This is a genomic window from Arthrobacter sp. BG5, from assembly GCF_056680155.1.
The window spans coordinates 1,408,950-1,421,372 of record NZ_CM155268.1 but is presented as its reverse complement, the minus strand read 5'-3'; the positions used below and the strand labels follow the sequence as shown (position 1 = coordinate 1,421,372).

Sequence of the window (12,423 nt, the reverse complement as noted above, 5' to 3'; positions counted from 1 at the left end):
CCTGACCGAGCTTGCGAGGGGAGGGGGCCGGCGGGGAGCAGTCGACCGGATTACGGGTCCTAGGCTGGGGAGATGACCGAACTGAACCTGCCTATCCTGACCCGTCGGCTGGTGCTGCGCCGCTTCGAAGCCGGGGACCTGGACTCGTTTTACGCTTACCATTCGCTGCCCGAGACCGCCCGGTTCCTTCCCGGGGAGGCGAAGAGCTATACCAAGTCCATGGAGTCGGTGGGCAAGTACGCCAACTTTGTCTTCGAGAAGGAGGGCGACTGGATCTGCCTGGCCATCGAAGCCGCGGACTCGCCCGGGCTGCTGGGCGAAGTGGTGCTCAAGTGGCTGCCCGGCTGCGGCCAGGCCGAGATCGGCTGGAGCCTGGCCCCAGCGGCCCGCGGGAAGGGGTACGCGGCCGAGGCCGCCGCGGCGCTGCTGAGGCTGGGCTTCGAGGAGCTGGGCTTCCACCGGATCGACGCCAAGCTGGACGCCCTCAATACCGCCTCCGCCGCCCTGTGCGAGCGGCTCGGCATGCGGCTGGAATCTACCCAGGTGGACAAGTGGCATTACAAGGGCCAGTGGGCCACGGAGGTGGTTTACGCGATCCTCGCCGACGAGTGGACGGCCCGGCAGCCGGGGTAGGCGCCTCGGCGGACGGGGCGCGGGGCCTGAGCCGTACGTTCCTGCCCGGTTACCCCGGTCCGCAGCCTGCCTAGGCGCCTCCCGGGCCCGGAATCTCGCGGTTTCCTGCCGCTCTCCAGGGTTGTGGCAGCAGGCAACTGGGCTGGAGCGCCGCGACGCTGTGGGCATGACACCCCTGACGTCCTGCTGAGGCCGTCCAGCCGCGAGCTCCGCAGCGGCGGCCCGCCGGGTTGCCTGGACCGCGGTGGACGTCAACGGAGAGGCCACGAGGTCGGTGAATTGCCAAAGATGGCCGCTAAGACAGTTCCATAGCGGCCATCTTCGGCAAACGAACCTGTGCGAAGCGCTGCGGCCTAGCCTGCAGTCCCGGATACGCCCCGCTCCCGGCTTACGGCCCCGCCTCCAGTTCCCCCGACCCCGCCTACGGTGCCGGCGGGGCTGTGTCCGTGGGGGCGGCCGACGTCGTGACCGGGGCCGGTTCGACGGCGCCACCCGCAGTGTCGCCGCCGGCCGGCTGGCTGGGATCGGGCGCCAGCGTGGAATCCGGGGCGGCCGTTTCGCCCGGCGCGGGCTGTTCCGTGGTGCCGGGCGACGGCGACGGCATGGCCCCGGGGGTGGCCCCCGACGAAGCCGTTGCCGGCGGTGTCGGCGTGGCAGCCCCGGCGGGCGTGGCGCTGGGATCCGTCCGGACGATCTCCATGATCTGTTCCTTGAACCCACTCAACTGGCCCTGGATCTCCGCGAGCGGGACGTTCTGCAGGTTCCGCCCGTACTCCGCGATCTGCTGCCATAGCGCGTTGAGCCTGGACATGCCGTCCGGACTCAGCGGCCCGTCGAGCGTGAGCACCAACTGGCTGGCCAGGGCGTAGGTGAGGCACCGGAGGCAGTTGTAGTTGGCCGCCGCGGAGAGGTTCTCCGGAACGATCACATCCGCCTGCCCCACGATCAGCACCACCTGAAATCCCACCGCGACAGCGGCGCAGTCCTTGCAACTGGCGAAGGCGTAGGCCTCGTTCCGGTTGCGGACGTCCTCGCCGTCCTCGGCCCAGACCAGCGCGAACGCGACGTCATAGACCACAGAGCCGTCCGTGGTGTTGACTGCCAGCGACTGGTTGCCGCCTTCCGCGGGCGCCGCCGGTTTGTCGAAGGGGAACACCCAGGAGGGGGCCGCCGTGGTGCCGGATCCGCCGGCCGGGGCTGAGCCCTCCCGCGGCACCAGCACCATGCTCAACTGCGGGTCCTCGCGGGTCGGTTTGCGGGCACCCTGGGGCCAGAGCGCCACGGTCCGTCCGGCCTGGCCTTCCTTCATCCGGTTGGCCGAGGTTGCGGGGAAAACAGCGGTGGTGATGTCACCAAGGGTGCCCCGTTCGTAGGGCTGGACCGGGCGGTAGCTTTCGGCGCCCGGCCACCAGGCCCACGCGAGGCCCGCAGCGACAGCTACGACGGCGGCCATCGCCACGCCGCGCTGCAGCGCCTTCCCCTGCGTCTTTTGCCAGAGGCTGCTGATCAGTTGCCGCCCGGAGCGCAGCAGGATATAGAAGATGCCCAGGATGGGCAGTCCGATGCAGATGATCGCCAGCACCCGCACGGCCGCGTCGGCAAAGTCGCCGTTGGCTGCGCTGTGGGTGAGCATGGCCTGCTGCTTCCAGCCGTTGTCCCAGGCGGTGCCGAGGATCCTCGGCAGGGCAATGACCATGGTGACCAGGCTGAACACCAGCAGGGGAACCGTGACCAGCACCCAGACGGTGACGACGGCGCGGGCCCAGGGTTTGAGCAGCTGGGCCTCGGGATCCGTCTTCCGCCAGGGGACCAGGGCCAGTAGGGTCGGCTTGATCCGCTGGAACAGGTCCGGGACCCCGGTGGCGTCGGCCAGGATGTGGTAGCCGTCGAAGCGGACCATGGGCATCAACTGCCGGACCATCTGCAGGATCTGGGTGACCACCACCAGGAGCAGCGCGTCGAAGCCGGTCGCCCACCAGAGGCCCATGATGGCCACGGCCACGATGGCGTTGAAGTACAGGCCGCCCACGTCGGTGCGGAGGCGTCCGGCACGGCCCAGCCGGTAGGAGTCGGTGACATCGGTGTAGAACGCGGGCCACATCAGGTACAGGCCGGTGCCCATGGCACCCGGCGTGGCGCCGCCACGCCGGGCCGCCGCGGCGTGACCGAATTCGTGGAAGCCGGCCGAGAGCACGGTAACCAGCAGGATCAGCAGCACCAGCCCGGGATTCGCGAAGGCCTCGTGCGTGGCCGAGGCAAGTCCCTTGACCATCAGCACCCACCAGCAGGTGGCGAGGAAGGCGGCCGTCACGGCCACGACGATCAGCGGGTTGAACAGCGTGGCGAACGGTGCGGTGAGCTTCCGGGTGCGTTCCGGATCCGTGACGGAGTACCGGAACCGCATGCCCAGGAGCGGGTTGGATTTCTTGACCGCCGGCTGGGAGCCGTCGGCCAACCGCAGCAGGCCCAAGGGCAGCAGCTGGGACTCGATCAGGGTCTGGACGTTCCCGGCACTGACCTGCTTCCCGAATTTGCCGCCCGCGAGCTCTGCGATCTCTTCGAGGCTGCGCTGCCCGTCCACTGCCTCCAGTACCAGGTAGAGCAGGCGCGTCAGCTGGATCGTTTGGCCGTCGGCGCGCCGGACCAGGGACGGGGCTTGCTTGTAGCCGGAGCCCTTCGTCTCGCCGATCAGCTGGACGCCGTCGGCAAGCGCCGGCGGCGGCAGGGTGCCGGAAACCGCGGACGACGCCGGATGGCCGGAAGGCGCGCCGGATGCTGCGCTAGCCGGGGCAGCAGAGGATGGCGGACCGTCCTGACCGGACGGCCCGCCGTTCACAGTAGTCATCAAGTTGCTACTGCTGGATATTCGACTGCTGATCAGCCGAGGCGGTCGCCTCGCCCTCGATGTTCTGGGTGATGATCGCGTCCTGCTGCGAGACGGCGAAGGCGTTGCTGTCGATCGAGCCGATGTTGGCGGCGACGGCGGCGTCAATCGGGGCCGCGACGTTGGCGTTGGCGGCCACCGCACCGTTGATCGGCGCGGTGATGCCGGCGTTGGCGTCAAGGTTAACGTCGACGTTCAGCAGGTTGCCATTGAGAGCTCCGGTAGCACCGCCCAGAGCGTCGTCCACGGTGCCGTCCGGAAGGACGCCGGTGGCGTCGTCCACGGTGCCGTCGGGAAGGACGCCGGTGGCGTCGCCCACAGCGCCGTCGACGGTTCCGTCCGGAAGGACCCCTCCGGCGTCGACGGTCGCGGTGGTGCCGGCGTCGGCCGTTCCGGCATCGCCAGTGGTGGTGGATCCGGTGGAGTCGGCAGCCTGGTCGATGCCGCTGTCCTGGACGGAGGTGGCGTCGGCGTCGGCGGTGATGCCCTGGTTGATGATGACGCCCTGGTCGGAGAGGGCCTGCGCCTCCGAGCCGGCGGAGAGGATGTTAGCGGATGCGGCGGCGTCGATCGGGGCCGCGACGTTGGCGTTCGCAGCGACGGCGAGGTCGATCGGCGCGGCGGCCTCGATGCCCAGGTTCAGATCGGCGTTCAGATCCAGGACCGAGGCAACTTCCTTGTCCGGCAGGGCGGTGGCGCCCTCGGCCATCAGTTCCTCGTCGGACAGCCCACTCATAGCTTGTTCAGTACTCACGATTGACTACTCCAGTTCCGGCACGGTTTCCTGCTGCCCCCAGTGAGCAGTGTCTCCACCGACGTGCCTTGTGCAGGTCAATAGTAAGCATGATGATCAAGTTTGGGTACGCGGCGGACCGGGACTCCGCGGGAGCCCAGGTTTACAAGTGGCATACCTAAGCGGGCCAGCGGGCCACCGGAGCCGTCCTCGCGGACGAAGAAAAATTGCGGGAACAGGCCCAGGACCGGCCCGGGTCCCGACGCTCCCGCCCAGTTGTTCCCGCCCCCTCCGACTCCGGCCCCGGGTTGGCCCCGGAAATCTGCGGCGTCCCGCAGCCAACCCGGGCTGCGGTCGCGGACAACTGGGCTGGAGCGCCGCCGACCGCGAATGGCTACGGCCCTGCACTTCGCGTTCACCGGCTGTTCCGGGGTCGGATGCCTGGCTCTCCTAGTGTCGCGGCAGGAGCGGCGGGTTTCCGCTGCCGTCCAGTGACGAGAGGGAACGATGACTTCGAACATCAGCGAACATAAACTGAGCAGGCGCGCGGCCCTGGCTGCCGCCGGGACGATCGGGGCGCTGGGCGTCGCGATGTCTGCAGCGGCGGGGAGCCAAGCTGCCCCGGGGGCCAAAGCACCCAAGCCCACCCTGGTGTTCCGCCCGGACGGCACGTTCAAGGTGGTCCAGTTCAACGACACGCAGGACGACGAGCAAACCGACCGCCGCACGATCGAACTGATGGACCGCACCCTCGACGCCGAAAAGCCCGATTTCGTGGTCATCAACGGCGACGTGATCAATGGGGGATGCGACACGGCACTGGAAGTCAAACAGGCACTCAACCAGGTGGTCCGGCCGATGGAGAGCCGGAAGATTCCGTGGGCGGTGACGTTCGGCAACCATGACGAGGATTCGGCGAACAGGACGGGCATGACCGAAGCAAAGATGCTCCGGTTCCTGCAGACCTACCGGTACAACTTGAACGCGGACTCGGTGCCGGGCCTGACCGGAACCTCCAACTCTCAACTGCTGGTCCGGTCCTCTCGGTCGGGGGATGCGGCCTTCGGCCTGTGGCTCATCGACACCGGCCGGTACGCCCCGGACGCCATCAACGGCCAGGACTTCGCGGGCTATCCCGACTGGGACTGGGTACGCATGGATCAGGTCACCTGGTACCGGAACCAGTCCCTTGCCACCGAGCGGAAGTATGGGAAAAAGATTCCCTCCCTCATGTGGGGCCATATCGCCCTGCACGAGCACCGCAATATGTGGTTCGCCAGCATCGACTCGCGGACGGACGCCGACCACGCACGGGCCGTGTCCAAACACGGCATCGTCGGCGAGCGCAACGAGGCCGAATGCCCGGGTCCTTTCAACTCCGGGCTGTTCAGCGCGTTCCTCGAACGCGGAGATGTGCGCGGCTACTTTGTCGGCCATGACCATGTCAACACCTACGTCGGCAACTACTACGGCGTTCAGCTCGGCTACGGGCCCGGGACGGGATTCGGCGCCTACGGGCTGGCCGGCGCGGAACGGAACAGGCTGCGCGGCGCCCGTGTTTTTGAGCTCGACGAGAACCACCCGGGCATCTACAAGGACACCCGGCTGGTCTTCGCCAAGGACTTTGGCATCGATCTGACGGCCAATGACCAGCCGATCGTTCCGCTGCCGCTGGGCCCGGCGCAAAGCTAAGGCGCAGAGCTACCGGGTCCGGCGCGCGAGCCTGCGCCGCCAGGCCCGTCGACTGCTCCGTAGGCGCCCTTTTGAGGGCTCAAAACGGCGGTTACGGAGCAATCGACGGGGAGAGGAGACGGCTACTTCAGTCCGGCGCCGGGCAGCAGCTCCGTGGCGCCCAGCGAGTCCGCGACGAAGGCATAGTCCCAGGCGCGTTCCTTCCACTGCACGTACCGGCCGGAGGCGCCGCCGTGGCCGCCGTCCATCTCAATCTTCATCACGACCGGCTCGCTGCCGGTGTTCACCTCGCGCAGCCGCTGCACCCACTTGGCCGGCTCCACGTACAGCACGCGCGTGTCATTAAACGAGGTGACCGCGGCGATTTTGGGATACGCCGCCGCCCGGACGTTCTCATACGGGGTGTACGACTTCATGTACCGGTACACCTCCGGGTCCGTGATCGGGTTGCCCCATTCTTCCCACTCCAGGGCGGAGAGCGGCAGTTCCGGGTCCAGGATGGTGGTCAGCGCGTCCACGAACGGCACGGCCGCGACAATCGCCGCGTACTTCTCCGGCGCCAGGTTGGCCACCGCGCCCATCAGCAGGCCGCCGGCGGAGCCGCCCATGGCAGCGATCCGGGCCGGGTCCACCCACCCGGAACCGGCGAGCCAGTCGGTGGCCGCGATGAAGTCGGTGAAGGTGTTCATCTTGTGCAGCTTCTTGCCGTCGTCGTACCAGTGCCGGCCCAGTTCGCCGCCGCCGCGGATGTGCGCAATCACAAACACAATGCCGCGGTCCAGCAGCGAGAGCCGGGGAATGCCGAAGCCCGGATCCATACTCAGCTCGTAGGAGCCGTAGCCGTACACCAGCCCGGCCGCCGTCGAATCCTGCCGCACCGAGGCGTGCCGGAGCACCGAGAGCGGGATGCGGGTCCCGTCGGAGGCGACGGCCCATTCCCGGGTGGCGACATAGTCCGCGGAGGAGTAGCCGCCCAGCACCGGGCTTTCCTTGCGCAGCAGCAGTTCGCCGGCGGGCAGCTCCGCCGTCGGGAGCACAAAATCGTAGACCCGTGACGGCGTGAAGTAGGAGGTGTAGCCCATCCGGATTACCGGGGCCTCATAGTCGGAGCCGGCCACACCCGCCGTGTACAGCTCCTCGTCGAAGGCAGGTTCCACGGGGGCGCCCTGCGCCGGGGTCCCCAGTCCCGCCAGCGGCAGGACCTGCACCCGTTCGATCGTGTCCTTGCGGATGGACAGCACCAGGTGGGTGGAGGTCACGCCGGCGCCGTTGACGCGCACCTGGTCGGAGTGCTCGACGACGATCCGCCACTGCTGCTCGGCGGCCGGCTTGGCGAGTTCGGCCTGGTCCACGAGCGAGACCATCGAGTTGATGGCGTCCTTGTTGTGGGTCAGCAGGATGGTCTCGGTTTTCTCCCCGTCCGGGCCCTCCAGCAGGAACGGTTCCGCCTCGTACAGGATGCGCTCGTCGCGGGGGATGACGGTCATCAGCCCGGTGTCGGGCGCGTCGAAGCGCAGCAGCCGGGTTTCGCTGAACTCGGAGCAGCCGATGCCCAGCACCAGGTGACGCCGGTCGGCGGAGAGCTCGAAGCCGAGCCACATCGCGACGTCGTCCTCCTGGTAAATCAGCTCGTCCTCGCTGACGGGCGTGCCCAGCACGTGGGCCTTCACCTGGTAGGGGCGCCAGGACGCGTCCACCACGGTGTAGAAGATCCGGCTGCCGTCGGGGGAGAAGGACACGCCGTAAAAGACGTTCTCGATCACATCCGGCAGCAGCTCGCCGGTACGCAGGTCCTTGATCCGCAGCGTGAACCGCTCGTCGCCGGCGTTGTCCACGGCGTAGGCGTACAGGTTCCCGTCGATCGTCACCGCGGAGCCGCCGACGGCGAAGAACGGCTTGCCCTCCGCCTCTACGTTGCCGTCCAGCAGTACCTCCTCGCCGGGGATCGCGACGCCGACCTCGACGGCGGGCGGAGTCCAGTCCGCCACGCGGTCGCCGCTGTCCTGGGCACGGACGCGGCACTGGATGCCATACTCCTTGCCCTCGACCGAGCGGGTGTAGTACCACCAGCCGTCCTTGCGGTTGGGAACCGAAAGGTCGGTTTCCTGGGTGCGCCCCTTGATTTCCTGGAAGATGGCCTCGCGCAGTGGTTCCTGGTGGGCGGTCACCGCTTCCTGGTAGGCGTTTTCGGCCTTCAACAGTTCCACGACCTCGGCGGATTCCTTGTCCCGCAGCCACTCGTAGTTGTCCTCGAAAACATCACCATGGTGCGTGCGGCGGGCGGGCACTTTCTTGGCCACGGGGGGCTGCGGGGAAGGCTGCACGGGAGTCTGCGTCATGGACCCAATCTACCGAAGATCTCCCCGGCGGCAGGGTGGTCAGTTACCGTTTTGCAGTTTGTGGGCGGCCACGTAACTGCCGAGTTTGTCGGCGCGCAGGGCTGCAGCGATCTCTGCGGTCGCGGCGGGATCCTGGAGCACGATGGATTGCCCGTCCGTACTGGTTCCGATCCCCGCCGTCGGCAGGGTGAAGAACACGGCCCCGTTGGCCGGGGTGGTATGGAAGCTGAACGCCAGGCGTGCCAGGGCGTCCAGGGTCAGCCTCGGCGTCACCGTGATGCGCGGCAGTGCAGTGGTCGCCAGCTTGCGGGCGGTGGCGCGGTCAGTCGCGCCCTGCTTGACGACCTTGGCCAACACGGCCTTGAGGAAAGTCTGCTGATTGCGGACGCGCTGGTAGTCGCCGTCGACGAACGCCTTTCGTTCGCGGACGAAGTCCAGTGCCCGGGTGCCGTTGAGGCGGTTCACTCCGGCCGGAAACTTGACGCCCGGGTCGATTGTCGAGGCAAACGGCAGCTTTACATTAACGTCGACGCCGCCGACTGCGTCCGTCAGGGCGGCGAAAGTCAGGAAGTCGACCATGACTGTGTGGTTGATGTGCTGGCCCAGCAGGGACTCGACGGTCCGCGTCACCAGGGGGAGGCCGCCCATAAGCAGGCTTGCGTTGATCTTGGCCTGACCGTGGCCGGGGATGTCCACCCACAGGTCACGCATCAGGGAGATGCCGTAGGCCTGCTTCCGGTTGGCGGGGATGTGCAGGAACACGATGCTGTCCGCCAGTTGGGTGGACGGCTTGCCCGCAGCGGCCGCGGCCCGCTGGTTGACCCGGCTGTCGCTGCCGACCAGCAGGATGTTCAGCGCGGCGGGCGGCGGCTCCGGCGGCGGGGCGGGCTTGGGCTTCGTGGTCGCCGTTGGTGTGGCGCTCGGGGCCGGGGTCTGCGGCGGGGCGGCGTTCTCCGTCCGCGGTGCCAGCAGGAACGCCGCCGCGGCAATGCCGACGGTCAGCAACAGTCCCAGAGCGGCGAACAGGATCCGGCGGCGCCGTTGGCCTGTCGGTGGCGGGGGTGGTGCTGCTGGCGGTTCTGCTGGTTCCAGCGTTGACATGACCGGACAATATCACCGGCGGGCAGGGCTGGCCCATCTCCTCCGGTCCGCCGGGTGCCCCGCGTGTCGGCTGTCGCGCGAGTCCCCGGGTGCTTGACTCGCTTCCCGCCTTCCGCATATCCTGAACGAACGGTCGGTAATTATTTATCGGAAATGCATAGGAGCAACCATGGCATCGCAGACCCTGCAGTCAGTGCCCGCCGAGCCATCGCCGGCGCGGCACGAAACTCGGCACGAAATGAGCCCCGAGGACGCGGCCCGCCGTGATGCCGAGGGACAGGCCTACTTCGACAAAGTCATGGCGGAGGACTCCCGGATCGAACCCCGTGACTGGATGCCGCCGGCCTATCGCAAGACCCTGCTGCGCCAGATCTCGCAGCACGCGCACTCGGAGATCATCGGCATGCAGCCCGAGGCCAACTGGATCTCCCGCGCCCCGAGCCTCAAGCGCAAGGCCATCCTGATGGCCAAAGTCCAGGACGAGGCCGGCCACGGCCTCTACCTCTACTCCGCCGCCGAGACCCTCGGTCAGCCGCGCGATCAGATGATGCAGGACCTGATGGACGGCAAGGCCAAATACTCCTCCATCTTCAACTACCCTGCCCGCACCTGGGCGGACATGGGTGCTATCGGCTGGATGGTTGACGGCGCCGCGATCGCCAACCAGGTGCCGCTTTGCCGGGCCTCCTTCGGCCCCTACGGCCGCGCGATGGTCCGTGTCTGCAAGGAAGAATCTTTCCACCAGCGGCAGGGCTTCGAAATCCTGCTCGAACTCTCGCACGGCACCCCGGAGCAGAAGCAGATGGCCCAGGATGCCGTGAACCGCTGGTACGCGCCGGCCCTGATGATGTTCGGCCCGCCGGACGACGATTCGCCCAACTCCAAGCAGTCCATGGCCTGGAACATCAAGCGCTTCAGCAATGACGAGCTCCGCAACCGCTTCGTCGGCATGATGATGGAGCAGGTCAAGGTCTTGGGGCTCACCCTGCCGGACAAGGACATCCGCTTCAACGAGGAAACCCGCAAGTGGGAGCACGGTCCGCTGGACTGGGATGAGTTCCACGAAGTCTTGGCCGGCCGGGGCCCGTGCAACGCCCAGCGCCTCGAACGGCGCCGCGAAGCCCACCAGAACGGTGCCTGGGTGCGCGAAGCAGCAGCGGCCTATGCAGCGAAGCAGGCCAAGAAGCACGCAGAGAAGGAATTTGCAGCATGACAACCCCTGAACCCCACGCAGGCAACGTTTGGCCCATCTGGGAAGTCTTCGTCCGCTCCAGCCGCGGCCTCTCCCACGTCCACGCCGGATCCCTGCACGCCCCGGACGCCGCGATGGCGCTGCGCAACGCACGCGACCTGTACACCCGCCGCAACGAGGGCGTGTCCATCTGGGTGGTTCCCGCGGACGCCATCGCCTCGTCCGACCCGGATTCCAAGGGCGCCTTCTTCGAGTCGCCGCAGGGCAAGGACTACCGGCACGCGACGTATTACACCAAGAGTGAGGGCGTGAAGCACCTGTGAGCACCCCCGACGCAACCACTGAAACCAGCACCCACGACGGCGGCCACGGGGACATCTCCGTCGGCGTCCAGGGATCGAGCGGCAGCGGCGAGGCCACGGCCAGCGCCACGCGCATCACGCCGGGAAATGCCCTCCGCCCCGAGGACATCGCCCTGGCCGTCAGCCGCGGCACCGCGAAGCCGAGCGAGGACGTCGCTGAAATGGCCCTGCGCCTGGGCGACGACGCCCTGGTCCTGGCCCAGCGTCTGGGCCATTGGATTTCCCGTGCACCCGAGCTCGAAGAGGACATCGCGTTGGGCAACATCGCGCTGGACCAGCTGGGCCACGCCCGGTCCTTCCTGAGCTACGCCGGGGGCCTGGACGGCAGGAGTGAGGACGACCTCGCCTATTTCCGCCGCGAGCACGAATTCCGCTCGGTGGAGCTGTTCGAGCAGCCCAACGGCGACTTCGCGGTCACCATCGCCCGGCAGTTTGTCGTGAGTTATTACCAGTTCGAGCTGTACCGCCGGCTGGCCGACTCCACGGACGCCACCCTGGCCGGCATCGCGGCGAAGGCCGTCAAGGAAGTGGACTACCACCGCGACCACAGCGCCCAGTGGGTGCTGCGCCTGGCGCTCGGCACGGACGAGTCCCGCGCAAAGATGATCCACGGCTTCAAGGTCATCTGGCCCTACGTGGACGAGCTGTTCCGCGACGACGAACTGACCGGCCGGCTCAGCGAGTCCGGCGCCGCGGTCCAGCCCTCCAGCCTGCGGGCCGAGTTCGACCGCCTCACCGGCGAGGTCCTCGCCGAGGCGGAGCTCGACGTTCCGCAGGTCCAGCCCGCCCCGGGCGGCGGCCGCCGCGGGCTCCACTCCGAGCACCTGGGCTATCTTCTCGCCGAGATGCAGGTCCTGGCCCGCGAATTCCCCGGAGCGAGCTGGTAGCCATGCCGGAGATGTACGTCAGCCACCCGACGGCCGATGCCACGGCGCCCGGCGAGCAGCAGTCCTCCGAGCAGCGGACTGCGGACCAGAAAGCGTGGCAGGTCGCCGCCACGGTCTGTGACCCGGAAATCCCGGTCCTCACCATTGAGGACCTCGGGATCCTGCGCGGTGTCCGGGTGGCCAAGGAACCCAACGCGGACGACGGCGGCATGGTCCCCGCCGTGCAGGTCACCATCACGCCGACCTACTCGGGCTGCCCCGCCATGGATGCCATCCGCGACGACCTCACGGCGGCCTTCCACCGGGAGGGCTACCCCAACGTCAACGTCGAGCTGGTGCTCTCCCCGGCGTGGACCACGGACTGGATGAGCGAGGCCGGCAAAGCCAAGCTGGAGCAATACGGCATTGCCCCGCCCTCCGGCCACTCGAACGCAGTGCGGCACGCCGGGCCGGTCCGGCTGTCCCTCGCCGTCAAGTGCCCCCAGTGTTCGTCGCTGAACACCAAGGAACTCACCCGCTTCGGATCCACCTCCTGCAAGGCGCTCTACGTCTGCCAGGACTGCAAGGAACCGTTCGACTACTTCAAAGTTTTGTAAGGAA

General features: G+C 67.8%; 10 protein-coding genes. 6 read left to right on the top strand and 4 right to left on the bottom strand.

Annotated features, from left to right (window positions below; all coding sequences use genetic code 11):
• Positions 1 to 72: 72 nt before the first annotated feature.
• The gene (locus AC1MBE_RS06485; protein ID WP_479781693.1) at positions 73 to 633 is read left to right on the top strand and encodes a GNAT family N-acetyltransferase; all 561 of its coding nucleotides are present in this window, start codon (positions 73 to 75) and stop codon (positions 631 to 633) included.
• Positions 634 to 1,054: 421 nt separating this feature from the next.
• Here the strand turns inward: AC1MBE_RS06485 and AC1MBE_RS06480 are convergent, their stop codons facing one another.
• Entirely contained in the window at positions 1,055 to 3,478 is a 2,424-nt protein-coding gene (locus tag AC1MBE_RS06480) for a hypothetical protein (protein WP_479781691.1), read from the bottom strand.
• A gap of 7 nt (positions 3,479 to 3,485) precedes the next feature.
• Positions 3,486 to 4,253: a peptidoglycan-binding protein gene (locus tag AC1MBE_RS06475; protein ID WP_479782506.1), complete on the bottom strand. Its 768-nt coding sequence runs from the start codon at positions 4,251 to 4,253 to the stop codon at positions 3,486 to 3,488.
• A gap of 504 nt (positions 4,254 to 4,757) precedes the next feature.
• Between AC1MBE_RS06475 and AC1MBE_RS06470 the strand changes: the two genes are divergently transcribed.
• Positions 4,758 to 5,942, top strand: a complete 1,185-nt coding sequence (locus AC1MBE_RS06470) for a metallophosphoesterase family protein (protein WP_479781689.1) — start codon at positions 4,758 to 4,760, stop codon at positions 5,940 to 5,942.
• Positions 5,943 to 6,064: 122 nt separating this feature from the next.
• On the opposite strand, the gene AC1MBE_RS06465 is transcribed toward AC1MBE_RS06470, so the two are convergent.
• Together AC1MBE_RS06465 and AC1MBE_RS06460 are read right to left on the bottom strand one after the other, a co-directional pair.
• Positions 6,065 to 8,281: a S9 family peptidase gene (locus AC1MBE_RS06465; RefSeq protein WP_479781687.1), complete on the bottom strand. Its 2,217-nt coding sequence runs from the start codon at positions 8,279 to 8,281 to the stop codon at positions 6,065 to 6,067.
• Between the two features lie 39 nt (positions 8,282 to 8,320).
• The gene (locus AC1MBE_RS06460; protein WP_479781685.1) at positions 8,321 to 9,382 is read right to left on the bottom strand and encodes an LCP family protein; all 1,062 of its coding nucleotides are present in this window, start codon (positions 9,380 to 9,382) and stop codon (positions 8,321 to 8,323) included.
• A 169-nt stretch (positions 9,383 to 9,551) separates the two neighbouring features.
• Between AC1MBE_RS06460 and paaA the strand changes: the two genes are divergently transcribed.
• Genes paaA through paaD form a run of 4 tightly spaced genes read left to right on the top strand, consistent with a single transcriptional unit; the run spans position 9,552 to position 12,419 of the window.
• The gene (gene paaA, locus AC1MBE_RS06455; RefSeq protein ID WP_479781683.1) at positions 9,552 to 10,595 is read left to right on the top strand and encodes a 1,2-phenylacetyl-CoA epoxidase subunit PaaA; all 1,044 of its coding nucleotides are present in this window, start codon (positions 9,552 to 9,554) and stop codon (positions 10,593 to 10,595) included.
• Entirely contained in the window at positions 10,592 to 10,897 is a 306-nt protein-coding gene (gene paaB, locus AC1MBE_RS06450) for a 1,2-phenylacetyl-CoA epoxidase subunit PaaB (protein WP_136321706.1), read from the top strand. The genes paaA and paaB overlap by 4 nt, the downstream gene beginning before the upstream one ends.
• Positions 10,894 to 11,823 carry a 1,2-phenylacetyl-CoA epoxidase subunit PaaC gene (paaC, locus tag AC1MBE_RS06445; protein ID WP_479781681.1) on the top strand — a complete coding sequence of 310 codons (930 nt, stop codon included), beginning with the start codon at positions 10,894 to 10,896 and terminating at the stop codon, positions 11,821 to 11,823. The genes paaB and paaC overlap by 4 nt, the downstream gene beginning before the upstream one ends.
• Before the next feature lie 11 nt (positions 11,824 to 11,834).
• A complete protein-coding gene (gene paaD / locus AC1MBE_RS06440; protein ID WP_479782505.1) occupies positions 11,835 to 12,419 on the top strand; it encodes a 1,2-phenylacetyl-CoA epoxidase subunit PaaD in 585 nt (194 codons plus the stop codon).
• Positions 12,420 to 12,423: the final 4 nt, after the last annotated feature.